Raw genomic sequence first — 25,816 nt, forward strand, 5'->3', positions numbered from 1 at the left:
ATCAAGGATGCCCGCTGGCGGCGTTGGGCCCGGCGCCGGGCGCCCGATGGGTCCCCGGCGCGGTCGCGCGTTCAACCGATATCCTTGCCCACCCGCGCTGCATGGCGGTACAGCAGCATCCGGCCGCGAAATCCCAGCAGGCGCAGCAGGTATTCGTGCAGGATATCCTTGCCGCGATCGTGGTGGTCGCGGAGCGACTCGTATGGGCGCCGGGACAGGCCGAAATGCACGATCTCGTTGCGCAGGGTGACAAGGCGGCGCAGACCGGGGCGCATCCCCATCTCGGCAAACATGTCGCGCAGCAGCGCTTCGAACCCCAGGACACGCGAGGGCTGAGCCGGGTCACGATAGCGCCCACGCCGGAACGGATAGCCGCACGCCTTGGCATGGGTCGATTTGAGGTTTTCCATGACGATGAAAAGTTGGGCCAGCTTCACCTCGAGCGGCTGCACCGGCAATTCGGCGATCAGCAGCATGTCGATCACTTCGGCCAGCTTGCGCCGCCGCTTGAGCAACCGATAGCGCGGCCAGACCGTTTCCAGATAGGTCCGCATCGCGGCACCGTCACGAATGGGCAGGAGAGGGCGAAAATAGAGTGCCTGCCCCATTGGATGCAGAGGCTGGCGTCCGCGGCCGCCGAACCGATAGCTGAGCGGCACCACCTGCGACTGTGCGGCCAATGACAACAGGCGGCAGAGATCGTCGGTCACCCGCTCTCCCTCGGCAAAGCTGCGCACACCGGTAATGACAAGTTGGGTGGACGGGATCAGCCCGCCACCACGCGGGCGCTGCGCGACGATCTGGCGGTCCTGCGTCAACTCCACCCGGTAGCGGCCCATTGTCAAACTGTGGCGGTTCCACAACCAGCTGCCATCGGGATCGTCGCTGCGCAGGTCTCCTACCCCGAGATAGTTGGCCAGTTCGGCGTGAAACAGGTCTGTGCTCATCTCCTGCTGACCCTCTCGGGGTTGGGTCACCCCGAACCGCAAACCGGGCAATCGGCCCGTCGGCTCAGCCGGATCTTGCGGCTTTCACCATAGAGCGCGTCATAGATCAGCATTTCACCCTTGAGCGGAGCCCCGGCGCCAGTGATCAGCTTGATCGCCTCAACCGCCATCATCGCGCCCACCACACCGGGCAGGGGGCCGATCACCCCGGCCTCGGCACAGGATGGCGCCAGCCCCGGCGCGGGCGCCTCGGGAAAGATGCACTGGTAACAAGGCGTATCGCCTGCCGGGTGAAAGACACTAAGCTGCCCCTCCCACTGCGACAACGCCCCCGAGATCAGCGGCTTGCCCTGCGCCACCGCCACTTGATTGGCCAGATAGCGGGTGGTGAAATTATCGGTTCCGTCCAGGATCAGATCGTAATCGGCAAACAGATCGGCCGCGATCTCCTCGGTCAGGCGCCGGTGATAGGGGCGCACGGTCACGGCGGGGTTCTGCGCCACCATGGCGGCCTCGGCAGAAAACACCTTGGGCTTGCCAATATCGGCATCGCGATGGATCACCTGCCGTTGCAGATTGGCGTTCTCGACCACGTCATCGTCGATAACACCGATGGTGCCGACCCCCGCCGCCGCAAGATATTGCAACGCGGGCGCGCCCAGCCCCCCTGCGCCGATCACCAGCACCCGCGCCTGTTTCAGCCGCTTCTGCCCCGGTCCGCCCAACTCGCGCAGGACGATATGGCGGGCGTAACGGTCCAACTCGGTCTCGGTGAAACTGCCGGGTTTTGCCGTAGCCTCGGCAGGCTGCCCCTGCGCGCGCGCCTTGAGCCAGGCAACCCCGCTGCCATAGCCAAAGGCCAGAATGCCAAAGCCGCCGATGAGCAACCAGAGCGCAGGCGACCCGCCGGTCGCCATGCGCAGGGGATGGGACGCAGGCAAGGCGACTTGCAGTAGCAGAACAACGGCAAAGAGAGCGGTCAGCATCACCAGCCGGGCCCGCCGTGACACGCCCATCATATGCCCCATGGCCCAGAGACCCGCCGCAAGTGCCAACACCAGCAGCATCAGCCGCGCCCCGTCGAGCCGAAACCGCCCGCCCCGCGCGCAGTCTCGTCCAAGCTGTCGACAAGGCCGAACCGGGCCTGCACCACCGGCGCCACCACCAGCTGGGCAATCCGTTCGCCATGGACCACCTCGAACGGTTCGGCGCCCGCATTCAGCAGGATTACCCCAAGCGGCCCGCGATAGTCGCTGTCAATGGTGCCGGGGGTATTGGGAAGGGTGATCCCGTGTTTCAGCGCCAGACCCGAGCGTGGGCGGATCTGAATCTCGAAGCCTGCGGGGATCTCGACGCGCAGCCCGGTCGGGATCAATGCCCGTCCGCCCGGGGCCAGTGTCAGCGACCCGCGATCAGGCAGATTGGCCCGGATATCGGCCCCCGCTGCGCCCGCCGTCTCATAGGATGGCAGCGGCACGTCCGGATCCGCCCCTGCATCCCGGATCACCCGAATGGCAATCATTTCCAACCTCTCCCGTTTCTCTGCGCCTCCCGCGCGGCACGCGAGATTTTTCGACGAAAAATCTCTACCCCGCCAAGGCCTCGGCGATGCGCAGGGCCAGACGGTCGGCGACCGCCTCCTTGCCCATGCGCGGCCATTCCTCGGCACCTTCGCCGGTGATCAGGGTCACCGCATTCTCGCGCCCGCCCATGATGCCGGTGGCCGGGCTGACATCATTGGCGACGATCCAGTCACAGCCCTTGCGCAGCCGCTTGGCGGTGGCATTCTCGAGAACGTCATTGGTCTCGGCGGCAAATCCCACGACCAGCGCCGGGCGGCCCTGTTCCATCTGGCTTACCCGTTTCAGAATGTCCGGGTTCTCGGCGAATTCCAGCACCGGCAGACCGTCCCTGGATTTCTTCAGCTTGCGGTCCGAGGCGCTGGCCACGCGCCAATCGGCCACCGCCGCCGCGAACACCCCGGCATCGACAGGCAGAGCCGCATCAACGGCGGCGTCCATCTCTCGCGCACTCTGCACCCGCACCACCTCGACCCCTTCGGGCGGGGGCACGTCGGCCGGACCGGTGACAAACACGACCTCGGCACCCAGCGCCGCCAGGGCACGCGCCACCGCCGCGCCCTGCGCGCCCGAGGACCGGTTGGCGATATAGCGCACCGGGTCGATCGGTTCATGCGTCGGACCCGAGGTCACCAATACCCGCTTGCCCTTGAGCGGCCCGTCGCCCAGCGCCGCCTCGATGGCGGCCACGATTTCCAGCGGTTCCGACATCCGCCCCGGCCCAAATTCGCCGCAGGCCATGTCGCCTTCGTTCGGCCCCACGAAACGGGTGCCATCCGCCGCCAGCTGTGCCCGGTTGCGCCGAGTCGCCGGATGCTGCCACATCCGCACATTCATCGCCGGCGCGATCAGCACCGGGGTATCTGTCGCCATCAACAGGGTCGAGGCGAGGTCATTGGCCAAACCGGCCGCCATCTTGCCCATCAGATCGGCGGTAGCCGGGGCAACCACCACCAGATCGGCCGAGCGCGACAGCTGGATATGGCCCATCTCGGCCTCGTCGGTCAGATCAAAAAGCTCGCGATAAACCTTCTCGCCCGCAAGGGCCGAGACCGAGAGCGGCGTCACAAATTCCTCGGCGGCCCGGGTCAGGACCGGCGTCACCGCCGCGCCGCGTTCGCGCAGGCGCCGGATCAAGTCCAACGACTTGTAGGCGGCGATGCCGCCGCCGATGATCAGCAGAATGCGTCTGGATGCCAGCATGGCGCGCGTCTCCGAAAACCCGGGTCGGCCCTGAACTTAGGCCCGCCGCCGGCCAAGTGCCAGCACAAAACCCCGGCCTCAGCTCTTGTCGAAAGCGGCGCAAGGGTCTTCGCGCGGGGCGGCGGGGCTGTCGAGCACCGCATCGAAACGGCCCTCGATCATGCCATCCTCGGACTGGCCCAGCACATAGACGCGCAGGCCCGGCGAAATCCGGGAGAGATAGACCGGGACGCCCCGGTCGGCCCGCGCATGGCCATTTCCGGTGATCACCGCAACAGGACCGCCGGTTTCGTCCTGCGCGCGCAGAATGGCACGCGCCAGCACCGCGTCGCGCAGGCGCTGGATCGCCACCAGTTTCGGCAGCATCTCGGGCGGCATGGCGTTGCAATGGGCGGCCTGCTGATCGGCCTCGCGCGCGGCCTGCTCGGCCTCGGTCAACGGTACCGTCAGCCCAAAGCGTGCGGCATCCGCGCCCATCGCCGCGGCGGCCCCCGTCTCCATCGCGGCGCGCGCTGCGGTCCGCGTCACCAGCGCGCCATAAACGGGCGCATCCGCCGCCGCGAACACCGGCAGGTACATCGCCAGCGGGGGCCAGCCCAGTTCCGCCCATTGCAGGATGCGCTCCAGTTCGGCGGGATCGTTCACGGCCTTGCGGGTCAGGCGCTGGGCGCCCTCCTCCGTCAGCATCTCCCAGACCACCGCGCCGGGGCCGATGGCGGCGACCGCCTCGGCTTGAACCAGGTGATGTCGAGGGTTGTCGTGAGTCTCACCCAGGATCACCACATCGGCCTGCCGCATGGCGGCAAGGATGTCCTCCGGGATCAGCTCACCGGCAGACGCCGCCCGAAGCGGGGCGACCAGACACAGGGCCAGCGCCAGGCCCGCGGCAAAGAAAAGTTTCATACCAGGAAGTGTTGCACCTCGCGCGAGCGCGCTTCAAGGCTCTTGCGCATCTTGGCAAAGGCCGCCGCTTCCAACTGCCGCACCCGCTCCTTGCTCAGCCCCAACTCATCGCCCAGACTTTCCAGCGTGCGGGGATCCTCGCGCAGCTTGCGTTCGCGCACGATAAAGCGTTCGCGCTCGTTCAGCGCCTGCATCGCCTCGATCAGCCAGTCGCGCAGCTGTTCGGTATCATGACGGTGCGCCACCAGTTCGGCGGCCTGCTCGCTCTCATCCTCCAGCGCTTCGATCCATTCGCGCCCCTCCTCGTCCGAGGCCTGGGTCGCATTCAACGAGAAATCGGAACCCGAGAGCCGGCCCTCCATCATCTCGACATCGCGCAGCGGCACCCCGATTTCCGAGGCGATCATCTGGTGCAACTGATGCCGGTCCAGCGCCAGCCCATCGGTGGCGGCCTCACGCTCCAGCCGGGCCTGCACGCGGCGCATGTTGAAGAACAGCGATTTCTGGCTCGAGGTTGACCCGGTGCGCACCATCGACCAGTTGCGCATCACATAGTCCTGAATGCTGGCCTTGATCCACCAGACCGCATAGGTCGAAAACCGCACGCCACGATCGGGGTCGAACTTGTCGGCGGCTTTCATGAGGCCCAGACCGGCCTCTTGGATCAAGTCGTTCATAGGGGCGCCATAGCGTTTGAACTTGGCCGCCATCGAGATTGCCAGCCGCATGTAAGCGGTGATCAGGCGGTGCAGCGCCGCCTCGTCGCGGTGGTCGCGCCAGGCATAGGCCAATGCCAGCTCTGTCTCGGCATCGAGCAGTTCGGCCTTCATCGCCTGTCGGGACATGCGTTTGTCCTGCGGGTCGTCCAGTGCCATACATCTCTCCCCAAATGTCCGGCGCTCAGCTTGACTTTCCCTGAGCCGTCCTACCCATTACGCACGGATTGCACGGATGGATCACCAGAAAGGTAGGAATGCTGTATCCCAAATTCACCTTGGTTCTGGGCGGTGCGGCATCGGGCAAATCGGCTTTTGCCGAACAGATGGTTGTTTCCACTGGAAAATCCCGTGTTTATTTCGCCAGTTCACAAGTTTTTGATGCCGAGATGCAGACCAAGATCGACCGCCATCTGGCCCAGCGCGGGCCGGATTGGACCACGATCGAGGAACCGCTGGAGCCCGGACCGGCCCTCGCTGCGCTGAGCGCCGGCGATATCTGCCTGTTTGACTGCGCCACCATGTGGCTGAGCAATCACCTGCTGGCCGAGAACGATCTGGACGCCGCGCAGGAACGGCTGATGGCGGCCATCCGCCATTGTCCGGCGCCGCTGGTCATGGTCTCGAACGAGGTGGGGCACGGGATCGTGCCGGACAACGCCCTGGCGCGCCAGTTCCGCGAGGCGCAGGGGCGGCTCAACATCGCGCTGGCGGCCGAGGCCGATCTGGTCGTTATGGTGGTGGCCGGGCTGCCACTCGTCCTGAAGGGGCAATTGCCATGACCCGCCTGCATCTGGTCCGTCATGGTCCCACTCATGCCAAATCCATGGTCGGCTGGTCCGACCTGCCCGCCGATCTGAGCGATACCGGTTTCCTGACCCGCCTTGCCGCGCACCTGCCGCAACAGGCGCTGGTCGTCTCGTCCGACCTGCGCCGCGCCGCCGATACCGCCAGCGCCATCCAGGGCGCCCGCACCCGCCTGCCGCATCGGGCCGGGCTGCGCGAGATCAATTTCGGCGCCTGGGAGCTGCGCCGCTTTGCCGAGATCGAAGCCGAGGACCCTGAGCATATCCGCGCCTATTGGGAGACCCCCGGCGATGTGCGTCCACCCGGCGGCGAGAGCTGGAACGAGGTCTGCGCCCGTGTCGATGCCGAGATCGATGCACTGATCGCCGCGCATCCCGGCGGTGACCTGATCGTGGTCGGCCATTTCGGCATGATCCTGACCCAGGTACAGCGCGCCCTTCGGCTGGACGCCGATCAGGCCTTTGCCCATCGGATCGACAACCTGTCCGTGACCGAGATCACCCGCCTGCCGCAGGGGTGGGAGGTCGGGCGGATCAATCATCTGGTGTGATGCGCCGCCGCACGAAACGTCGATTTACCGGCGCTTTGCCTGACGCGTAACGTCTGCGCATGACATATGATCTTTTTATCGGCGACCGCAGTTTCTCCAGCTGGTCGCTGCGCGGTTGGCTGATGCTCGAGAAATTCGGCATCCCGTATCGCTCGCATCTGGTGGGGCTTTATTCCGGCACCATGGCCGCGGATCTGGCGCCCCTGGCCCCGGCACGGCAGGTGCCGGCGCTGCGGACACCCGAAGGTATCGTGGTGGGTCAGAGTCTCGCCATGGCCGAGACCCTGGCCGAGCGGCACCCCGAGGTTGGGCTGTGGCCCGCCGATCCTGCCGCCCGCGCCGCCGCCCGCTGGCTGTGCGCCGAAATGGTGTCGAGCTTCTCCGCCCTGCGCGGCGAATGCCCGATGCAGCTTCTCTATTGTTTTGACGGATTCCAACCCAGTGAAGGGACGCTGGCCGATCTGGCGCGGATCGAAACGCTCTGGTCGCATGCCAGGGCGGTGTCGGGCGTTGCGACGGGGCCGCTCTTTGGTACCTATTCGCTGGCGGATGTGTTCTATGTGCCGGTCGCCGCGCGCATCATCGGCTATGGCCTGCCGGTCAGCGCGGCGGCGCGCGACTATTGCCTGTTCCTTCTCGGGGATACCGCCGTCCGGCAATGGCGGGCGATGGGGCTGACGGTGCACTACGATCCGATGCCCTATGCGCTGGACCTGCCGACGCTTGACTGGCCTGTAGGCACGCCCAGCGCCGCGCGCGCGGTCGAAGCCGGCCCATCGGTGAACGCCTCCTGCCCCTATTCCGGGAATCCGGTGACCGATTTCCTGGAACTCGATGGGCGCGTCTGGGGATTCTGCAACGCCTTTTGCCGGGACAAGACCGTGGCCGACCCCGGCGCCTGGCCGAAATTCACCACGATGGTGGCCAAGGGTTAACCATTCTTAAACCTGCCTCGGGATAGCAACAAAGTGTTAACCACGAGGCAGGTTCCACATGGTCGCCCGCGCCCATACCGTTGCATTTCAGGGGGTCGAGGCCCGCCCGGTCGAGGTGCAATGCGCCGTCACACCGGGCCTGCCCGCCTTCTCCATCGTTGGCCTGCCGGACAAGGCGGTGTCCGAGGCGCGTGATCGGGTGCGCAGCGCGCTGAGCGGCATGGCCATCGCGCTGCCTTCGAAACGGATCACCATCAACCTGTCCCCCGCCGACCTGCCCAAGGAAGGCAGCCACTTCGATCTGCCTATCGCGCTGGCGCTGCTGGCCGCGCTGGAGATCGTGCCCGCCGATGCGGCCGAAGCGACGCTGGCACTGGGGGAACTGTCGCTTGACGGGTCGCTGGTGCCGGTGGTCGGCGCGCTGCCCGCCGCGATGACCGCGGCATCAGAGGACTGGCTGCTACTCTGCCCCGAAGCGTCGAGCGCCGAGGCCGCCTGGGTCGACGCGGCCAAGGTGATCGGCGCTCCATCCCTGGCGGCGGTGGTACGCCACTTTACCGGACAGGCTCCGATCGATGCGGCCCGGCCAGGCGAGGTCAGCGCCACCGCGTTCGAGCGCGACCTGCGCGAGGTCAAGGGACAGGAACGAGCCAAACGGGCGCTGGAGATCGCGGCGGCGGGACGTCATCACATGATCATGATCGGCACGCCCGGGTCGGGAAAATCCATGCTGGCCGCGCGCATCCCCGGCATCCTGCCACCGCTGACCCCGGTCGAGGCGTTGGAAACCTCGATGATCCATTCGCTGTGCGGCCTGCTGGACCAGGGCGGGATCAGCCGCACCCGGCCGTTTCGCGAACCGCATCACACGGCGTCGATGGCGGCGATCGTGGGAGGAGGCAAAGGAGCCAAACCGGGAGAGATCAGCCTGGCCCATAACGGGGTCCTGTTCATGGACGAATTCCCAGAATTTCCGCGCACTGTGCTGGAAACCCTGCGCCAGCCGATCGAGACCGGCGAGGTGATGGTCGCCCGCGCCAACGCCCATGTAAAGTATCCCTGCCGGTTCATGCTGGTGGCGGCGGCCAATCCTTGCCGTTGCGGCTATCTCAGCGATCCGGCACGCGCCTGTGCCCGGGTGCCCGCCTGTGGCGAAGATTACCTGGGCCGCATTTCAGGGCCCTTGATGGATCGGTTCGATCTCAGAATCGAGGTGCCGCCAGTGGCCTTTACCGATCTCGACCTGCCGCCCAGCGCCGAAGGTTCAGCCGAGGTGGCGGCGCGCGTTGCGGCAGCGCGGGCGGTCCAGACATTGAGATTCGGAAGCCACCCGAGCTTACGGCAGAATGCCGATGCGGAGGGTAAAGCGCTGGAAGAGATCGCCACGCCCGACGCCGAGGGACGCGATCTATTGCTCACCGCCGCCGACAGGTTCGGCCTCTCCGCACGCGCTTATCACCGCATCCTTCGGGTGGCGCGCACGATCGCGGATCTTGACGGAGACCGCGATGTGCGTCGCCCGCATATCGCCGAAGCGCTCAGCTTTCGGGTTTCGGCGAAAGCTCTGAATTGAGGGTACCGGAAAACGAAACGTTTTCCGGGCCGTTTTCCGCAACGGAAAACGGCCGCCTGCCACACGCTCAGAGCTTGGCCTCGATGGCCTCCCAGATCCGACCGGCGATATTCACCCCGTCAAACCGTTCCAGTTCCTGAATACCGGTCGGCGAGGTCACGTTGATCTCGGTCAGATAGTCACCGATGACGTCGATTCCGACAAAAACCTGTCCTTTCTCTCGCAAGAGCGGGCCGATTGTGGCGCAAATCTCGCGGTCACGCTCGGTCAGCCCGATCTTTTCGGGCCGCCCGCCTACATGCATGTTCGAACGCACCTCTCCCTCGGCTGGGATCCGGTTGATGGCACCCACCGCCTCGCCATCGACCAGAATGACGCGCTTGTCGCCGTTGCGTACATCGGGCAGGTATTTCTGCACGATCAGCGGCTCGCGCGAAAAACCCACGAACAGCTCATGCAGCGAGGACAGGTTGCGATCGTTCTCGTCCAAGCGGAACACCCCGGCGCCGCCATTGCCGTAGAGCGGCTTCAGGATGATGTCGCCGTGCCGCGCCTTGAATGCGCGGATGGTCTCCAGATCGCGCGCAATGGCGGTGGGCGGGGTCAACTCGGGAAAATTCAAAACCAGAAGCTTCTCGGGATAGTTGCGCACCCAGAACGGGTCGTTGACCACAAGAGTCTGCCCCTTCAGCCGGTCCAGCAGATGGGTCGAAGTGATGTAATGCATGTCGAAGGGGGGATCCTGACGCAGCCAAACCACATCGAAGTCCGCCAGATCGACCTCGCGCATTGGTCCCAGAACAGCCGGGTTTCCCACCACTCGCTGAACGGTCATATCATGACCGCGCGCGGTGATCCGGCCCTCCTGATAGGCAAGATGGTCGGGGCCGTAGAAGAACAGCTCATGCCCGCGCGCCTGCGCCTCTTCTGCCAGCCGGAAAGAGCTGTCGGCATTGATGTTCACGGCCCCGATCGGGTCCATCTGAAAGGCGATCTTCATGGCAAGTCCCTCTGTCGATTGTCCAGATACATGGCGCAGAGGGGCAGAGGGTTCAATGGCGTTCAGCCATGACCAAACGCATTCTCGATAATTTCGCACCGACCGGTACCATCGACCAGAGCCACGTCAAAGCGCATGGGCGTCAACTGCCCGGCGGGTTCATCCGCCAGAAACTCGGCAGCCGCCGCATGCAGACGTGCCATCTGGCGTCCGCAGAGACTTTCGGCGGCGCGGGCAAAATCGCGGCTATGTTTGACCTCGACAAAGATTACCTCGTCGCCCGAGCGGGCAATCAGGTCGATCTCACCACCGGTGCCGCGCCAGCGGCGGCGGGCCAGCCGGTATCCACGACGCTCATAGTCGCTAGCGACCGAATGTTCGGCAGCCACACCCGCCAGGTGATTGCGCGAACCGCGAAGTCTTCGTGCTCTCATGTCAACCCTTTCCAAGCTTCAGCGCCAACTGGTAAACTGGTCGCCGGGGTACATCATGCATGCGCGCCACCAGATCGGCCGCGTCCCGCACCGAATGTGTCTCGAGTGCCGCCAGCAGATCCTGTTCTAGCTCTGATTCCTTAACCGGACCTGAACGGGCGCGATCCACCAGCAGCACAACCTCGCCCTTGACCGGTGCCTCGGCCAATGCTTCGGCAAGATCGGAGAGCGTATCACGCCGGACTTCCTCGAATTTCTTGGTCAGTTCCCGACACATCGCCGCCGGCCTGTCACCGCCAAGCACCGCTGCCATGTCCCGCAGGCTGGCCACCAGCCGCTTGGGCGATTCGTAGAAGACCAGCGTGCCGGGCACTCCCCGCAGGGTTTCGAGCCGGGTTTTGCGCGCCGCTGCAGCATTCGGCAGAAACCCCGCAAAGAAAAACGCATCCGTCGGCAGACCCGCGAGCGTCAATGCTGTCAGCACCGCCGACGGCCCTGGTGCGCAGGTCACCATATGCCCTGCCTCGGCGGCGGCACGGCTCAGCTCAAAGCCCGGGTCGGCGATCAGCGGCATGCCCGCCTCCGAGGCGTAAGCCACCGACTTGCCCTCGGCCAATGCTTGCAGCAACCGTGCCTGCGCCCCGGCACCGGAATGATCGTGATAGGCAAGGACCCGCCGTCCGTCGAGCGGCACCCCGTGAATGTCGAGCAGATGCCGCAGCGAGCGTGTATCCTCGGCGGCGATCACCTCGGCCGAGGCGAGCACATCCAGCGCCCTGAGCGTGATGTCACGCGCCGACCCGATCGGGGTGCCGACGAAATACAGGCCCGCAGGCAATCTGAGCTTTTGGTAATTCAACGCTGGACCCGTGTTTCGTGACGTTTATTATCGCGGCTCGACCACTGCGGCGGGCCGCCGCCGGATCAAGGAGCTATTGATTAGATGTTTGCCGTTTTCAACCCCGCCCGCAAGATTGCCCTTTCCGCGATGGCCTTGGCGGCGGCTGCGCTGTTATCGGCCTGTGAACCGGTTGCCATCGGTGGTGGCGGTCCCAGCATCAATACATCCAAACCGGTTCCCGTCGCGCTGCTGGTTCCGCGCGGCTCGGCCCAATCGGGTGATGCGGTCCTGGCCCAGAGCCTTGAGAACGCAGCCCGGTTGGCAATTGCAGACCTGCAGAACGTTCAGATCGACCTGCGTGTCTATGACACCGCAGGCGATGCCGGGACTGCCGCCGCCGTTGCCCAACAGGCCGTCGGCGAAGGTGCCAAGATCATCCTTGGTCCGGTCTATGCGCAGGCCGCCAATGCTGCCGGACTGGCGGTTCTGAACCAGAACATCAACGTCCTGTCCTTCTCCAACAACGTCAATATCGCCGGGGGCAATGTCTTTGTCCTGGGGCCGACCTTCAACAACAGCGCCGAGCGGCTGGTGAGTTTTGCCGCACGTCAAGGCAAGGGCAATATCGTCGTGGTGCACAGCACCGACGAGGCCGGACAGCAGGGACGGGCAGCGATCACCAACGCGATTTCTGGCAGCGGCGCCAAGCTGGCCGGAACGGTCGCCTATGAACGGTCGCAGCAGGGCGTGATCAACTCGATCCCGCAGGTCAAGGCAACGGTAGACGGGACCGGCGCGGATTCGCTCTTTTTCACCTCGACCACGGCCGGGGCATTGCCGCTCTACACCCAACTTTTGCCCGAGGCGGGCGTATCGCCGGCCGAGACCCAGTATATCGGCCTGACCCGCTGGGACATTCCGGCGCAGACGCTGGAACTGCCCGGCGTGCAGGGCGGCTGGTTCGCGCTGCCCGACCCGTCCAAGGCACAGGCGTTCCGCGCCCGCTACCAAAGCACCTATGGCGGCGCACCGCACCCGATCGGCGGGCTGGCCTATGACGGCATTGCCGCCATCGGCGCGCTGGTGGGCGCGGGCAAGTCGGATGCGTTGACTGGCGCCGCCCTGACCCAAAGTGCGGGGTTCCAGGGTGTCGGTGGCATCTTCCGTCTGCGCCCCGACGGGACTAATGAACGGGGGCTGGCCGTGGCCACGATCCAGAACAAACAGGTGGTTGTGATTGACCCTGCCCCACAAAGCTTCTCCGGCGCCGGATTCTGATCCGACCGATACGTCCCTGCCGATCCAGCCCTGGCTGACCGGCGATCTGATCTGCGACCCGGCCGAGGTGTTCGACACCCCGGCCGTGTTCGCGCGGATCAACGAGGCGGCAAACGAGGCCGCCGACAACGCCGCGCTGCGCGGGGCGGTCGTTGCCATTTTGCGCGATGTTCAGAAATCGGGCCGGGCCGCGATCGCCGCCGGTTTTGCGGGCGACCCTTTTGCCGCACGACCATTGACGCGCGCCTATACCTATCTGACCGACGGGTTGGTCAAGACGGCAATGTATGTCGCCTCGGAAATCCTGCACCCGCTGGCCACGCCCACCCAGGGCGAGCGGATCGCGGTATTGGCGGTGGGCGGATTCGGGCGCGGAGAGATGGCGCCGTTCTCCGATGTCGATCTGCTGTTTCTGACCCCCTACAAGATCACCGCCTGGGCCGAGAGCGTCATCGAATCGATGCTCTACATCCTTTGGGATCTGCGACTGAAGGTCGGGCATTCCTCGCGCACGGTAAAGGATTGCGTGCGGCTTGGGCGCGAGGACTTCACCATCCGCACGGCGATGCTTGAACACCGGTTTCTGGCCGGGCATGCGCCCCTGGCGCGGTCGCTGGATCAGCGCCTGAAAAGCGAGCTTTACAAGGATACCCAGCGCGAATTCATCGAGGCCAAGCTGGAGGAGCGCGACGCCCGCCACCGCAAACAGGGCGAGCGGTACATGGTCGAACCGAATGTGAAGGAGGGCAAGGGCGGGCTGCGCGACCTGCAATCGCTCTACTGGATCGCCAAATACATCTACGAGGTGAAGGAAACCGCCGAACTGGTGCCGCTTGGACTGTTCACCGCATCGGAATACCGCACCTTTGTACAGGCCGAAGAGTTCCTGTGGGCGGTGCGCGCGCATTTGCATCTGGTGACCGGGCGGGCCACTGAACAGCTGACCTTTGATCTCCAGGTCGAAGTGGCCGAGCGCATGGGCTATCAGGACCGCGCCGGGCGCCGCGCGGTCGAAGTGTTCATGCAGAAATACTTTCGCGAGGCCACGCGCGTGGGCGAGCTGACGCGGATTTTCCTGACCAAGCTCGAAGCGTCGCATATGAAGGGCGCGCCGCTGCTGGAGCGCATCTTTCGCCGTCGCCGCAGGGTCAAGCAGGGGTACAAGGTGGTACATGGCCGGATCGACGTGCTCGATCCCGAGACCTTTCTGGACGACAAGCTGAACCTGCTGCGCATCTTCGAGGAGGGGTTGCGCACCGGCATGCTGATCCATCCGGATGCAATGCGGCTGGTGACCGCCAATCTGGACCTGATCGATGACGACATGCGCAACAACAAGGAGGCGCGGCGCATCTTTCTGGACCTGCTGCTGAAACACGGCAACCCCGAACGGGCGCTCAGGCGGATGAACGAGTTGGGGGTGCTGTCGGCCTTCGTGCCCGAATTCGAACCCATCGTGGCGATGATGCAGTTCAACATGTATCACAGCTATACGGTGGACGAACATACGATCCAGACCATTATCAACCTCGCCCAGATCGAAAAGGAAGAACTGGTCGAGTCGCTGCCGCTGGCCTCGTCCATCCTCAAGGCCGGGGTCAACCGCAAGGTTCTTTATGTGGCGCTGCTGCTACACGATATCGGCAAGGGCCGGCCCGAGGATCACTCGATCCTCGGGGCCCGTATCGCCCGCCGTGTGGCGCCACGTCTGGGCCTGTCCAAGGCCGATTGCGAAACGGTGGAATGGCTGGTGCGCTATCACCTGTTGATGTCGGACATGGCGCAGAAACGCGATATCTCCGATCCCCGGACCGTGCGCGATTTTGCCAAGGCGGTGCAGACGGTCAAGCGGCTGGACCTGCTGACGGTGCTGACCGTCTGCGATATTCGCGGCGTCGGCCCCAACACCTGGAACAACTGGAAGGCAACGCTGTTGCGCGCCCTGCATGCGGAAACCAAGCGGGCGCTTGAAATGGGGATGGAGGCACTGAACCGCGAAGGGCGCGGAAACGAGGCCAAGAAGGCGCTGCGCACGGCCCTGTCCGACTGGCCCGCAGGCGAGATCAAGACTGAGATCGCCCGCCACTATCCGCCCTATTGGCAGGGCTTCAATGTCGAGACCCATGTCACCTTTGCCGAGATGCTGCGCCAGTTGGAACAAAGCGGTGATCCCGGCGGCATCGAAATCCGGCTCGACCCGGACGAGGACCGCGATGCCACCCGCGCCTGTTTCGCCATGGCCGATCATCCCGGTATCTTTTCACGGATGGCCGGCGCGCTGGCGCTGGTCGGGGCCAACGTGGTCGATGCCCGCAGCTATACGACCAAGGACGGCTACGTGACCGATGCCTTCTGGATCCAGGACGCCGAAGGCCACCCTTACGAGGCCGCGCGCCTGCCCCGGCTCAGCCAGATGATCCTGAAAACCCTCAAGGGCGAGGTGGTGGCCCGCGACGCGCTGAAATCCCGCGACAAGATCAAGAAGCGGGAAAAGGCATTCAACGTGCCGACCCATATCACCTTCGACAACGAAGGTTCGGACATCTACACGATCATCGAGGTCGATACCCGCGACCGGCCCGGCCTGCTTTATGATCTGGCCCGGGCAATGGCGGCGGCAAATGTCTATATCGCCAATGCGGTGATCGCGACCTATGGCGAACAGGTGGTCGACAGTTTCTATGTCAAGGACATGTTCGGACTGAAATACCATTCCGAGGCCAAGCAGCGCACGCTTGAGACAAAGCTGCGCAAGGCCATAACCGAAGGTGCAGAACGGGCTGCCGCATCATGAAGCCCGTTCGCATGATGGCCGGTTTTTTCACGGTCGGTTTCTGGACACTGACCAGCCGCATTCTGGGTTTCGTGCGCGAGATCCTGTTGGCCGCCTATATCGGCCCAGGCCCGGTGATGGATGCCTTTGTCGCGGCCTTTCGCCTGCCCAACCTGTTCCGCCGCTTCTTTGCCGAGGGCGCGTTCAACGCAGCTTTCGTGCCGATGTTCTCGAAACGCCTCGAAGGCGGCGAGGATGCCGAGGGCTTTGCCCAGCAGGCCTTCAATCTGTTGGGTACGGCGGTGCTGATGCTGGTGGCGCTGGCCATGATCTTCATGCCCGCGCTGATCTGGGCCACCGCCAGCGGCTTTGCCGGGGACGAGCGGTTCGACCTTGCGGTGGGCTATGGCAAGATCGCCTTTCCCTATATCCTGTTCATGTCGCTGGCGGCATTGTTTTCCGGCGTGCTGAACGCCACCGGGCGGTTTGCCGCCGCAGCCGCCGCGCCGGTTCTGCTGAACGTGTTCGCCTGCGCCGCGATGCTGGCCGGCTCGGCACTGGGTGGCGAAGTGATCGACTGGCTGATCTGGGTGATCCCGGTCGCGGGTGTGGCGCAGCTGGCGCTGGTCTGGGTCGCGGCCGAGCGTGCGGGCATCCGACTGCGCCCCGGCCTTCCCCGGCTCAGCCCAGACATGCGGCGGCTGGTGCGGGTGGCCTTTCCCGCCGCGCTTGCGATGGGGGTGACGCAGATCAACCTGGTGGTGGGACAGCTTGTCGCCTCGCGCACCGAAAGCGCGGTCAGCTGGCTCTTTGCGGCGGACCGACTTTATCAACTGCCGCTGGGCGTGGTGGGCATCGCGGTGGGGATCGTTCTTTTGCCCGATCTGTCGCGCCGCCTGCGGGCCGGTGACGATACCGGAGCGCGCGATGCCTATTCGCGCGCGGGCGAGTTCTCGTTGATCCTGACCCTGCCCTCGGCCATGGCGCTGGTGGCGATCCCGCTGCCGTTGGTCGCGGTACTGTTCCAGCGCGGCGCCTTTACGCCCGAGGACAGCGCCGCTACCGCTCTGGCCGTGGCGGTTTACGGGCTGGGCCTGCCCGCCTTCATGCTGCAAAAGGTGTTCCAGCCGCTGTTCTTTGCCCGCGAAGACACCAAAAGCCCGTTCCGCTATGCAGTTGTGGCCATGGTGATCAACGCTGTGCTGGCCTTTGCACTTTATCCCCTGTTGGGCTGGATCGCGCCCGCGATCGCCACCACCGTCGCCGGCTGGACCATGGTGGCGCAACTGGCCTTGGGCGCTCGACGCATGGGGGACGTGGCCCGGTTCGACGCTCGCTTTCACCGTCGCGCCTGGCGTATCCTGATGGCCTCGCTGATCATGGGGGCGGCGCTTTATGCGGTGCTGATCCCGCTGGGCTGGGTCCTGGACCTGCCCAGCTGGCGCTATCTGGGCCTGTTGGCGCTGATCCTCTTTGCTGCTGTGGTCTATTTCGGGGTCGGCCATCTGATCGGCGCCTTTCGCCTGTCGGAATTCCGCCGCGCGTTGAGGCGGTCATGAGCGCGCTTGACTGTCCCGCCGGCACCGTCCTGTTCCGCGCAGGGCAGGATTGCCCCGGTTTCCTGCGCCTGGACGAAGGCTCGATCCGTGTCACCCTGACCGCCGCCAACGGGCGCGAGGTGGTGCTTTACCGGGTCGGGCCGGGCGATGTCTGCCTGCAAACCTTTGCCTGCCTCACCGAGGGGCGCAGCTACAGCGCCGAAGGGGTGGCCGAAACCCGGGTGCGCGGCCATCTGATGAGCCATGCCGAGTTCCGCACCGCGCTGGCCCAGAACGAGGCGTTCCGCACCGAGGTCATGCAGGCGGTGGCACGCCGGTTTGCCGATTTCGAACATCTGGTCGAGGACGTGGCCCTGACCGGGTTCGACACGCGGCTGGCACGGGTGCTGTTGCGGCTGGCAAAAGGCGACACAGTATCCGCAACGCATGAGGCGCTGGCCGCCGAGACCGCCTCGGGCCGGGCCTTTGTCAGCCGCCGGCTGGCCGAATTCGCGCGTCAGGGTCTGGTGGAGCTGGCGCGCGGACGGGTCACGCTGTGCGACCGGTCCGGGCTGGAACGGATTGCCGCAGAGGAACGGTGACACTGTCACCGACAGCGGGCGCAGGATCGGTCACAACAGGCTCAGACCTCTGACCTGAAAGGATTCGCAAATGACCCGTAACGCAGGAACCCTCGACCGCGCCGCCCGTATCATTCTGGGCCTCGTCCTGTTGTCGCTGACCGTGATCGGCCCCAAGACCATGTGGGGCCTGGTCGGCCTGATCCCGCTGTTGACCGGGCTGGTGGGGTCTTGCCCGCTTTACACCATCCTGGGCCTGAACACCTGCCCGCTGAAGAAATAAGACCGCCCGGCCGGACCGCCCTAATCGTGGCGGATCCGGCCGCGCATCCGCGCCCAGCCGCCCGGCGACAGGAAGAAGGACAGCGCAAATCCGGTGGCAAAGCCCGCCAGATCGGCAACCCAGTCCAACCCGCCGCCAAACAGCAGGCCGAACAGCAACTGCGCCCCCATCAGAAAGGCGATCAGACTGAACGCCCGCGCCTGATGCTGCCCCACCAGCGACAGCTTGCGCCACAAGAGCCAGGTAAAGGCGCCGATCAACCCGTAGACGGGTGGAAACCCCCCGATCAGCGCCACCGGCGACCCGGTCATCAGCGCATATCCCAGCGCCCCCCCGATGCCCGAGACCACGAAGACCACCAGCATCGCCAGGCTGCCAAAACTCTCGGCCACCATCTTGCCCATCGCCAGCACGAAGACACAGACGAACAGCGACTGGGTGAACGAGGCGTTCACAAACGGATAGCTGACAAACCGGATCGCATGTTCGACAGGCCAGCGCCCCGTCTCCCACATCCAGGTCAGTATGTCGGGTGAGAAGGCATAGGACTGCATCGCCGCCAGCCGCCAGCCCACCGCCTGCGGCCCGCCGACGATGCCGCGGGCGCCCAGCGAAAAGGCGATCTCGATCCCCATGATGAAGAGAACCAGCGCCACCACGACGGGCGGCAGCGGATTGACCGGCGATGTATCGTTATCACTGCTCATGGGCGGGCCTTTCGCGGCTGTTGACGTCCCTTTGCCCCATGGGTAAGCGACGAGGGCCGAATTTTCCAGACGGGAGTTCCCCATCATGACCGAAACCCAGTTCACGCCGCGTGTGTTTTCCGGCATTCAGCCTTCGGGAAACCTGCATCTTGGTAACTACCTCGGTGCGCTCAAGCGATTTGTGGATATGCAGGGACCCGAGATGGAGACCGTGTATTGCATGGTCGATCTCCACGCGATTACCGTCTGGCAGGACCCCAAGGAACTCGCGCATTCCACGCGGGAACTGTGTGCAGGCTTTATCGCGGCCGGGATCGACCCGGAACAGTCGATCCTGATCAACCAATCCCAGGTGCCCGAACATGCGCAGCTGGCCTGGATCTTCAACTGCGTCGCCCGCATGGGCTGGATGCAGCGGATGACCCAGTGGAAGGACAAGGCCGGCAAGAACCAGCAGAACGCCTCGCTGGGCCTGTTTGCCTATCCGTCGCTGATGGCCGCCGACATCCTGATTTATCACGCCACCCATGTGCCGGTGGGCGAGGACCAGAAACAGCATCTGGAACTGACGCGCGACATCGCGATCAAGTTCAACCACGATTACGGCGTCGATTTCTTTCCCGTCACCGAACCGGTGATCGAGGGCGCCGCAACGCGGGTGATGAGCCTGCGCGACGGGTCCAAGAAGATGTCGAAATCCGACCCCTCGGACATGAGCCGGATCAACATGACCGACGATGCCGATGCCATCGCGCAAAAGATCCGCAAGGCCAAGACCGATCCCGACGCCCTGCCATCCGAGGCCGAGGGGCTGGAGGGGCGCCCCGAGGCGCGCAACCTGATCAATATCTATGCCGCACTGGCGGATCAGAGCGTCGATCAGGTGCTGGCCGAGGTGGGCGGCAAACAGTTCGGAGAGTTCAAGCCGATGCTGGCGGAACTCGCGGTCGCGAAGCTGTCGCCAATCTCGGCCGAGATGGCGCGGCTGATGGACGATCAGGCCGAGATCGACCGCATCCTGGCACGTGGCGCCGAACGCGCCCGCGCGATCACCGCGCCGATCCTGAAACGGACCTATGAAATCGTCGGCATGGTGTCCTGACACCCAAGTATCAAGAATAATGTGCGTCCGCGCAGGAGATCTGCGCGGGATCGACCCTTTGCGGGAACGCGGATCCATCCGATAATCGGGCAAAGGAGACGCATCATGACCTATTCCGCCCCCGCCGGCACCTGTGTCGGCCATGTCCATCTGAAAGTGTCCGATCTGGACCGGGCTATCGTGTTCTATCGCGATGTTCTGGGGTTCGAACTGCAACAGAGATACGGCGACGCCGCCGCCTTTCTGGGCGCCGGTGGCTATCACCACCATATCGGGCTGAACACCTGGCACAGCCGGGGCGGTCCGCAACCGCCCGCTCGGGCAACCGGGCTGTATCATTCGGCCTTCCTCTACCCCGACCGCAAGGCGCTGGGGGCAGTGCTGCGTCAGGTGGTCGAGGCCGGGATTGCCATCGACGGTGCCGCCGATCACGGGGTCAGCGAGGCGGTCTATCTGCGCGATCCTGACGGCAACGGGGTCGAGCTGTATCGCGACCGCGCGCCCGAGGACTGGCCGCGCGATGCCGAGGGTAATCTGGCCATGGTCAACGCGCCGCTCGATATCCCCGCGCTGCTGGCCGAGGCCGGTTAAGTTCCGGCCCCGGTCACGCTACTTTCAGGCAGCCTTGGCCTGCAGGATCTCGTCCACGGTCGCATCTGCCACCTCGGCCGGGCTGACCGACAGGGTGCGGGCGCGGATCAGGATACGGTCCATGGTGTCGTCAAGCGCCGCAAGGCGGCCGGCAACCCAGGCCTCGCGCCCCGAGATCTTGAGGATCTCGGTTGCCACATTGATGATGCCGCCGCCATTGGCCACGTAATCGGGCGCATAAAGAATACCCAGATCGTGCAGACGGGCGGCATCCTCGGGCGTGGCCAACTGGTTGTTGGCGCCGCCCGCGACCACCCCGACCTTCAACTGCGGGATGGTCTCGGCATTCAGGATGGCACCGATGGCGCAGGGGGCAAAGATATCGGCCTCGACCCCGTAGATCGCATCGGGCGCGACGGCGGTGGCGCCGAACTCCTCGGCCACGCGGGCAACCTGGCCCGCGTCGATATCGGTGACGATCAGTTTGGCGCCGGCCTGATGCAAGTAGCCACACAGGTAGTGACCCACATGGCCCAGCCCCTGCACCGAGACGGTGCGCCCGCGCAGATCGTCCGAGCCGAAGCGGTGCCGCGCAGCGGTGCGGATCGCGTTGAAGATGCCGCGCGCGGTGATCGGCGAGGGGTCGCCACTGGCGAAATCGCCATCGGCGAGACCCGCAACACAGGCGGTGCGGGTGCCGATCCGCGCCATGTCGGCGGGGGTCATGCCCATATCCTCGGCGGTCCAGTAACGGCCCGCAAGTGCCTCGACCGCAGCCCCAAATGCGGCAAGCAGGTCCGGCGTCTTCTGGGTTGCGGGATCGGCCATGATCACCGCCTTGCCACCGCCCAGATCAAGGCCCGCGGCGGCGTTCTTGTAAGTCATGCCGCGCGACAGGCGCAGCGCGTCGTCGAGCGCGTCTGCCTCTTGCACATAGGGGCGCATCCGCACGCCGCCCGCAGCGGGACCGCGCCGGGTGGAGTGGATGGCGATAAAGCCCAGAAGCCCGCTCTCAGGGTCCGCTATTCGGACCACCTGTTCGTGTTCGGGCGCTGCGACGGGTGTAATCTGCATGGAATCCTCCGCTGAATGGCCCTCTATCTGCCACAACTGCGGCGCTGTTTTTCACCAAGATTGCGCGCGGCGCCCAAAATCATTAGAGCTATTCACCAAGATTCTCGCCAACATTGGAGATATTCACCAATGGATCAGATCGACCACCGCATTGTCCGCGCCCTGCAACGCGACGGGCGCATGACCATCTCGGATCTGGCCGACAAGGTCGGGCTGTCGCCCACCCCCTGCGCCCGGCGGCTGGAGCGGTTGCAGCGTGACGGCGTGATCACCGGCTACAGCGCCCGGGTCGATCCGGCAAAGCTGGGGCTGGGCGTGTCGGTCTTTGTATCGGTCGAGCTGGAGCGACAGGAGCGCGCCGCAGTCGATGCATTCGAACGGGCAATCCGTACCTGTGACGAGGTGATGGAATGCTATCTGATGACCGGCTCGCGCGATATCCTGCTGCGGGTTCTGGTGGCCGATCTGGCGGCCTTCGATGCGTTTCTGGAAAACCGGCTGATGCAGATCCCCGGGATTCGAAATTTGCGGTCCAACTTCGCCCTGCGCACCATGGTCCAGCGCGACAGCCTGCCCGCGATCCGCCGCTAGAAAGGTCTGGACCTCTGACCCAGTCAAGCCTACCCTGATACCAACCCGAGGGAGGCGATCATGGCAACCGGCAGCAATATCCGCACCTATTTCCAAGGCAGTTGGCACGAGGGCGACGCCCCGATCATCCGCGCCGCCGATCACGGCGCCTGGCTGGGCTCGGGCGTCTTTGACGGTGCCCGCTACTTTGACGGAATGGCCCCCGATCTTGAGGCGCATTGCGCGCGGGTCAACCGCTCGGCCGAGGCGCTGATGCTGACCCCCACGGTGTCGACCGAAGACATGATCGAGATCGTGCGCGAGGGGCTCAAGGCCTATCGCCCGGACCAGGCGGTCTATATCCGGCCGATGTATTGGGGGATAGACGGCGATCCGACCGCGATCATCCCGATGGCCGACAGCACCGGCTTCGCCGTCTGCCTGGAAGAAATCCCGATGGCGCCCGCCACGGCCTCGGCGACGCTGACCACCACCCGGTTCCGCCGCCCAGTGCTCGAGGACGCGGTGGTCAACGCCAAGGCCGGATGCCTTTACCCCAACAACGCCCGGATGCTGCGCGAGGCGCGATCCAAGGGATTCACCAACGCGCTGGTGGCCGATGCGCTGGGCAATGTGGCCGAAACCGCCACCGCCAATATCTTCATGGTCAAGGATGGCGAGGTGTTCACACCCATCGCAAACGGCACCTTCCTGGCTGGTATCACCCGCGCGCGCCACATCAAGAACCTGCGCGCCGATGGTATCGCCGTGCATGAAACGGTGCTGAGCTTTGCCGATTTCCACGCAGCCGACGAGGTGTTCATGTCCGGCAACATGAGCAAGGTGACCCCGGTGACCGCGTTGGACGACACCCAGTACCAGATCGGCCCGATCGCCCGTCGCGCGCGCGCTCTCTATTGGGACTGGGCGAAAACCAACGCGTGATCCTGCGCTTTGCAGAGCTGCGTCGGGACCTGCTGACGCTAGCGGTTGGCACATGTGGCGCGTTGGTTGCGGCGCTGCTTCACTTTCCCATGGCCCTATTGGCCGGGCCCGCCGTTCTGGTATCGCTGGCGGGACTTTCGGGGCTGTCGCTACATATCTCGCCACGTTTACGCGACGCGGGCTTTCTCATCGTCGGCCTCAGCATCGGCTCTATGGTGAGCCCTGAAAGCATCGAGGCGATGATGCGCTGGCCGGTGGCTTTCGGCCTGCTGGCCGGGCTGACGCTGGTCACGCCCTGGGCCGGACGCTGGCTGATTCCACGTCTCTTGCCAATCGACCGGGACGAAGCATTTCTCGCCGCAGCCCCCGGTCACCTGAGCCTTGTCATCGCTCTGGCCGACAGTCTGCACCTGTCGCTGACCCGGCCGGTTGTGCTGGCCTCGATCCGCCTTATGGCGCTGACACTGCTGGTGCCATTGGCCGCAACCATGGCGGGGATCGAGATTGGTCCGGGCCTGCCGCAGGCCTCGGTCGTGACCCCATGGGCCTGGATTCTTGGCCAACTCGTCGCGGCCCTGCTGCTTGCCCCCTTGCTGAAAGCGGCCAGGCTGCCGGCCCATGTGCTGATTGCCGGCATCCTGGTGGCCGCCACGACGCATCTTGCGGGCTGGACGGCAGGTGGCCTGCCGGGCTGGGCCGCGCAGGCGGCATTGGTCCTGATGGGTACGCTGATCGGAACCCGATTTGGCGGCATGGGGTGGCGCGAGTTGCGTCAAAGCCTGACAGCCGGTCTGGCCATTGTCGCCCTGACCACGGGTCTGGCGGCGCTGGTGGCGCTCCCGGCCTCTTACCTTTCCGGTCTGCCGCTGCTGGACGTGCTAATGGGTTTTTCGCCCGGCGGTCTTGAAACCATGATCATTCTCAGCGCCGCCCTGGGCGCCGATCCCAGCTTTGTCGCGGCGGCGCATCTGTTCCGCCTGTCGGTACTGGCCGTCGTCCTGACCCTCTATGCCACCAACGTGGCGCGGCGGGCGGCAGGGAAAAGCGATGGACAGCGTTAGGCCCCTCAGGCAGATTGACCGGGATTGTGGAGGACCGAGATGCGCAAGTTCCTTGTTGTACTGGATGACAGCCGCGAGTGCCTGAACGCGATGCGGTTTGCCGCCATGCGCGCCGCGCACACAGGTGGCGGTGTAGCGATCCTGTCGATCATACCGCCGGACGAATTCAACCACTGGATCGGCGTCGGCGAAGTGATGCGCGAAGAGGCACGCGAGCGTATCCACGCGCATTTCGAGGTCTTTGCCAAATGGATGCGTGACAAGCAGGGGGTCGAGCCCGAACTGGTGATCCGCGAGGGCGAGGCCGTACCCGAGATCATCGCACAGATTCAGGAAGACCCCGAAATCGGGGTTCTTGTTCTGGGTGCTGGCACCGACAAGAAGGGACCCGGCCCGCTGGTGTCGCAGATGAGCCGTTCGTCGGGCAGCCTGCCCATTCCCATAACCATCGTGCCGGGCGACCTGAGCAAGGAAAAGCTCGAAGCGATCACCTGAGGCGGGCATGGGCAAGCGCATTTCATTCTGGTTCGAATTTGCCTCGACCTATTCCTATCTTTCGGCGATGCGGATCGAACGGGCCGCCGAGGCGTTGGGGGTCTCGGTCGACTGGGAGCCATTCCTGCTGGGGCCGATCTTTGCCGCGCAGGGCTGGACCAGTTCGCCCTTCAACCTCTATCCGGCCAAGGGGCGGTACATGTGGCGCGACATGGAGCGGCTTTGTGCCCGGCAGGGCCTGCCGCTGACGCGACCCGACCCGTTCCCTCAAAACGGGCTTCCCGCGGCACGACTGGCACTGGTGGCCCGCGAGATGGGCCACATCGCGCCCTTTGTCCGCGCCGTCTATGGCGCGCAATTCGGGCGTGGGCTGGTGATTTCGGATCCGCACGTGCTGGCCTCGTGCTGGGCCGAAGCAGGATTGCCGCCCGAGGCAATGGAGCGGGCCAAGGCGCCCGAGATCAAGGCCGCGCTGTTTGCCCAGGGCGAGCGCGCCGCCGCGCTCGACCTGTTCGGCGCCCCCAGTTTCGTGGTGGGGGAGGAGCTGTTCTGGGGTGATGATCGGCTGGACCAGGCATTGGCGCTGGCTGCCCAATCCTGATTGCCCCACGTCCTAGGCTTCGCTTTCAAGCCCGTTCGCACGCGCAGCCGAGGTCAATCCGATCTTGCGCGGGCGCGATGTGACGCCACCTTGGCCCGGTTTCCGCAGACGGCCATGCTGCACCATCGGCGCCGATTGTTCTTGCTGGTATCGCGGAACCAGTAGGTGCAGGTGGGCCCGTCGCATTGACGGGTCCGGCCGGGTTCTCCCTGACACAACAACTCGGCGATGGCGGCGGCGCACAGGCCGACCAGATCGCGGCCATTTCGAAGTCTTGGCACCTGCTGCAATTCCGGTACGCCCTCCTGCGTCACGACGATACGGTCATGCCGACTGGTTTCGGCAAGACAGGCATTCAGACGCTCAACGAATTCGGCCGAGGCCACGGGGACATTGTCGCGAAACGCGGCCCGCAGGTCCCGCAGGTCAGAAGCGGCGGCTTCAAGTTCCCCTGCGTCGAGTGTGTTGCGTACCGCCTCAGCCTCTTGGGTGGTGAGCAATCCGACGGACTGCATCCAGGCCAGCATCTCGGTCCCATCCCGTAACCAGTCCAGCTCCTCGCCATAGGGCGCCCCCATCGAGTTCAGCAACTCGACCCCTGTGTTGTCGGCAATCAGATAAGGCGGTGGAAGCGTGGTGCGCATGGATCGAATGCCCCGAGTCAGGTCACGTTGGCGTGACCCATTATGTAACCGGCTAAAACACCCTTTACAAGTTTCCACCCTCAT

The 25,816-nt window shown here is 64.9% G+C and carries 28 protein-coding genes; 16 read left to right on the forward strand and 12 right to left on the reverse strand.

What is annotated here, in order from left to right:
• Window positions 1-71: 71 nt before the first annotated feature.
• The 6 genes from AC2FLM_RS10915 to AC2FLM_RS10940 form a co-directional block, all read right to left on the reverse strand.
• On the reverse strand, window positions 72-947 hold the full coding sequence (locus AC2FLM_RS10915; RefSeq protein ID WP_496857851.1) for a hypothetical protein: 876 nt from the start codon (window positions 945-947) through the stop codon (window positions 72-74).
• Between the two features lie 26 nt (window positions 948-973).
• On the reverse strand, window positions 974-2,014 hold the full coding sequence (locus tag AC2FLM_RS10920) for a HesA/MoeB/ThiF family protein (protein ID WP_496857853.1): 1,041 nt from the start codon (window positions 2,012-2,014) through the stop codon (window positions 974-976).
• Entirely contained in the window at window positions 2,014-2,469 is a 456-nt protein-coding gene (gene dut, locus AC2FLM_RS10925) for a dUTP diphosphatase (RefSeq protein WP_496857855.1), read from the reverse strand. The genes AC2FLM_RS10920 and dut overlap by 1 nt, the downstream gene beginning before the upstream one ends.
• A 64-nt stretch (window positions 2,470-2,533) precedes the next feature.
• Window positions 2,534-3,730 carry a bifunctional phosphopantothenoylcysteine decarboxylase/phosphopantothenate--cysteine ligase CoaBC gene (coaBC, locus tag AC2FLM_RS10930; RefSeq protein WP_496857857.1) on the reverse strand — a complete coding sequence of 399 codons (1,197 nt, stop codon included), beginning with the start codon at window positions 3,728-3,730 and terminating at the stop codon, window positions 2,534-2,536.
• 78 nt (window positions 3,731-3,808) lie between these two features.
• The gene (locus AC2FLM_RS10935; RefSeq protein WP_496857859.1) at window positions 3,809-4,633 is read right to left on the reverse strand and encodes a ChaN family lipoprotein; all 825 of its coding nucleotides are present in this window, start codon (window positions 4,631-4,633) and stop codon (window positions 3,809-3,811) included.
• The gene (locus AC2FLM_RS10940) at window positions 4,630-5,508 is read right to left on the reverse strand and encodes an RNA polymerase factor sigma-32 (protein WP_234137300.1); all 879 of its coding nucleotides are present in this window, start codon (window positions 5,506-5,508) and stop codon (window positions 4,630-4,632) included. Before AC2FLM_RS10940 ends, AC2FLM_RS10935 begins: the two co-directional genes overlap by 4 nt.
• A 98-nt stretch (window positions 5,509-5,606) precedes the next feature.
• Between AC2FLM_RS10940 and cobU the strand changes: the two genes are divergently transcribed.
• From cobU to AC2FLM_RS10960, 4 genes are read left to right on the forward strand one after another with little or no spacing between them, the layout of a single operon-like run.
• Window positions 5,607-6,131, forward strand: coding sequence for a bifunctional adenosylcobinamide kinase/adenosylcobinamide-phosphate guanylyltransferase (gene cobU / locus AC2FLM_RS10945; protein WP_234172361.1), 525 nt, complete (start codon window positions 5,607-5,609; stop codon window positions 6,129-6,131).
• Window positions 6,128-6,706: a histidine phosphatase family protein gene (locus AC2FLM_RS10950; RefSeq protein WP_234142614.1), complete on the forward strand. Its 579-nt coding sequence runs from the start codon at window positions 6,128-6,130 to the stop codon at window positions 6,704-6,706. Before cobU ends, AC2FLM_RS10950 begins: the two co-directional genes overlap by 4 nt.
• 59 nt (window positions 6,707-6,765) lie before the next feature.
• Window positions 6,766-7,641: a glutathione S-transferase gene (locus tag AC2FLM_RS10955; protein WP_496857862.1), complete on the forward strand. Its 876-nt coding sequence runs from the start codon at window positions 6,766-6,768 to the stop codon at window positions 7,639-7,641.
• 58 nt (window positions 7,642-7,699) lie between these two features.
• Window positions 7,700-9,214 (forward strand): YifB family Mg chelatase-like AAA ATPase, encoded by a 1,515-nt coding sequence (locus AC2FLM_RS10960; protein ID WP_496857864.1) that lies wholly within the window; start codon window positions 7,700-7,702, stop codon window positions 9,212-9,214.
• A gap of 67 nt (window positions 9,215-9,281) precedes the next feature.
• Here AC2FLM_RS10960 and gshB read toward each other — a convergent pair whose 3' ends face one another.
• The 3 genes from gshB to rsmI form a co-directional block, all read right to left on the reverse strand.
• The gene (gshB, locus tag AC2FLM_RS10965; protein ID WP_496857866.1) at window positions 9,282-10,214 is read right to left on the reverse strand and encodes a glutathione synthase; all 933 of its coding nucleotides are present in this window, start codon (window positions 10,212-10,214) and stop codon (window positions 9,282-9,284) included.
• A gap of 62 nt (window positions 10,215-10,276) precedes the next feature.
• Entirely contained in the window at window positions 10,277-10,648 is a 372-nt protein-coding gene (locus tag AC2FLM_RS10970) for a YraN family protein (RefSeq protein ID WP_496857868.1), read from the reverse strand.
• A gap of 1 nt (window position 10,649) precedes the next feature.
• Complete coding sequence (gene rsmI / locus AC2FLM_RS10975; protein WP_496857870.1) at window positions 10,650-11,507, reverse strand: 16S rRNA (cytidine(1402)-2'-O)-methyltransferase; 858 nt, start codon at window positions 11,505-11,507, stop codon at window positions 10,650-10,652.
• A gap of 84 nt (window positions 11,508-11,591) precedes the next feature.
• On the opposite strand from rsmI, the gene AC2FLM_RS10980 reads away from it, so the two are divergent.
• From AC2FLM_RS10980 to AC2FLM_RS11000, 5 genes are all read left to right on the forward strand, one after another.
• Window positions 11,592-12,767 (forward strand): penicillin-binding protein activator, encoded by a 1,176-nt coding sequence (locus AC2FLM_RS10980; protein ID WP_234219653.1) that lies wholly within the window; start codon window positions 11,592-11,594, stop codon window positions 12,765-12,767.
• A complete protein-coding gene (locus tag AC2FLM_RS10985) occupies window positions 12,727-15,561 on the forward strand; it encodes a [protein-PII] uridylyltransferase (protein ID WP_496857872.1) in 2,835 nt (944 codons plus the stop codon). Before AC2FLM_RS10980 ends, AC2FLM_RS10985 begins: the two co-directional genes overlap by 41 nt.
• On the forward strand, window positions 15,558-17,099 hold the full coding sequence (gene murJ / locus AC2FLM_RS10990; protein ID WP_496857874.1) for a murein biosynthesis integral membrane protein MurJ: 1,542 nt from the start codon (window positions 15,558-15,560) through the stop codon (window positions 17,097-17,099). Before AC2FLM_RS10985 ends, murJ begins: the two co-directional genes overlap by 4 nt.
• On the forward strand, window positions 17,096-17,680 hold the full coding sequence (locus AC2FLM_RS10995; protein WP_234165640.1) for a Crp/Fnr family transcriptional regulator: 585 nt from the start codon (window positions 17,096-17,098) through the stop codon (window positions 17,678-17,680). The genes murJ and AC2FLM_RS10995 overlap by 4 nt, the downstream gene beginning before the upstream one ends.
• Before the next feature lie 70 nt (window positions 17,681-17,750).
• Window positions 17,751-17,942 carry a YgaP family membrane protein gene (locus AC2FLM_RS11000; RefSeq protein WP_234137289.1) on the forward strand — a complete coding sequence of 64 codons (192 nt, stop codon included), beginning with the start codon at window positions 17,751-17,753 and terminating at the stop codon, window positions 17,940-17,942.
• Window positions 17,943-17,962: 20 nt separating this feature from the next.
• Here AC2FLM_RS11000 and AC2FLM_RS11005 read toward each other — a convergent pair whose 3' ends face one another.
• Complete coding sequence (locus AC2FLM_RS11005) at window positions 17,963-18,649, reverse strand: rhomboid family intramembrane serine protease (protein WP_496857877.1); 687 nt, start codon at window positions 18,647-18,649, stop codon at window positions 17,963-17,965.
• Window positions 18,650-18,734: 85 nt separating this feature from the next.
• Here AC2FLM_RS11005 and trpS point away from each other — a divergent pair, with 85 nt between their 5' ends.
• Together trpS and AC2FLM_RS11015 are read left to right on the forward strand one after the other, a co-directional pair.
• A complete protein-coding gene (gene trpS, locus AC2FLM_RS11010) occupies window positions 18,735-19,751 on the forward strand; it encodes a tryptophan--tRNA ligase (protein WP_234142602.1) in 1,017 nt (338 codons plus the stop codon).
• Window positions 19,752-19,856: 105 nt separating this feature from the next.
• Window positions 19,857-20,342, forward strand: coding sequence for a VOC family protein (locus AC2FLM_RS11015; RefSeq protein WP_234137286.1), 486 nt, complete (start codon window positions 19,857-19,859; stop codon window positions 20,340-20,342).
• A 24-nt stretch (window positions 20,343-20,366) separates the two neighbouring features.
• Here the strand turns inward: AC2FLM_RS11015 and AC2FLM_RS11020 are convergent, their stop codons facing one another.
• Window positions 20,367-21,416, reverse strand: coding sequence for a Leu/Phe/Val dehydrogenase (locus AC2FLM_RS11020; protein ID WP_496857880.1), 1,050 nt, complete (start codon window positions 21,414-21,416; stop codon window positions 20,367-20,369).
• A 129-nt stretch (window positions 21,417-21,545) separates the two neighbouring features.
• Here AC2FLM_RS11020 and AC2FLM_RS11025 point away from each other — a divergent pair, with 129 nt between their 5' ends.
• The 5 genes from AC2FLM_RS11025 to AC2FLM_RS11045 are packed head-to-tail and all read left to right on the forward strand — an operon-like array spanning window position 21,546 to window position 25,088.
• A complete protein-coding gene (locus AC2FLM_RS11025) occupies window positions 21,546-22,007 on the forward strand; it encodes an Lrp/AsnC family transcriptional regulator (RefSeq protein WP_011046150.1) in 462 nt (153 codons plus the stop codon).
• A gap of 60 nt (window positions 22,008-22,067) precedes the next feature.
• Entirely contained in the window at window positions 22,068-22,931 is an 864-nt protein-coding gene (locus tag AC2FLM_RS11030; protein ID WP_496857882.1) for a branched-chain amino acid aminotransferase, read from the forward strand.
• Window positions 22,928-23,992: an AbrB family transcriptional regulator gene (locus AC2FLM_RS11035; protein ID WP_496857884.1), complete on the forward strand. Its 1,065-nt coding sequence runs from the start codon at window positions 22,928-22,930 to the stop codon at window positions 23,990-23,992. The genes AC2FLM_RS11030 and AC2FLM_RS11035 overlap by 4 nt, the downstream gene beginning before the upstream one ends.
• A 39-nt stretch (window positions 23,993-24,031) precedes the next feature.
• Window positions 24,032-24,487 (forward strand): universal stress protein, encoded by a 456-nt coding sequence (locus tag AC2FLM_RS11040; protein ID WP_234137281.1) that lies wholly within the window; start codon window positions 24,032-24,034, stop codon window positions 24,485-24,487.
• A gap of 7 nt (window positions 24,488-24,494) precedes the next feature.
• Window positions 24,495-25,088: a 2-hydroxychromene-2-carboxylate isomerase gene (locus AC2FLM_RS11045; RefSeq protein ID WP_234216085.1), complete on the forward strand. Its 594-nt coding sequence runs from the start codon at window positions 24,495-24,497 to the stop codon at window positions 25,086-25,088.
• Window positions 25,089-25,141: 53 nt separating this feature from the next.
• Here the strand turns inward: AC2FLM_RS11045 and AC2FLM_RS11050 are convergent, their stop codons facing one another.
• Window positions 25,142-25,732, reverse strand: coding sequence for a CGNR zinc finger domain-containing protein (locus tag AC2FLM_RS11050; RefSeq protein WP_496857887.1), 591 nt, complete (start codon window positions 25,730-25,732; stop codon window positions 25,142-25,144).
• Window positions 25,733-25,816: the final 84 nt, after the last annotated feature.

Source organism: Ruegeria sp. SAZD011 (assembly GCF_059612545.1).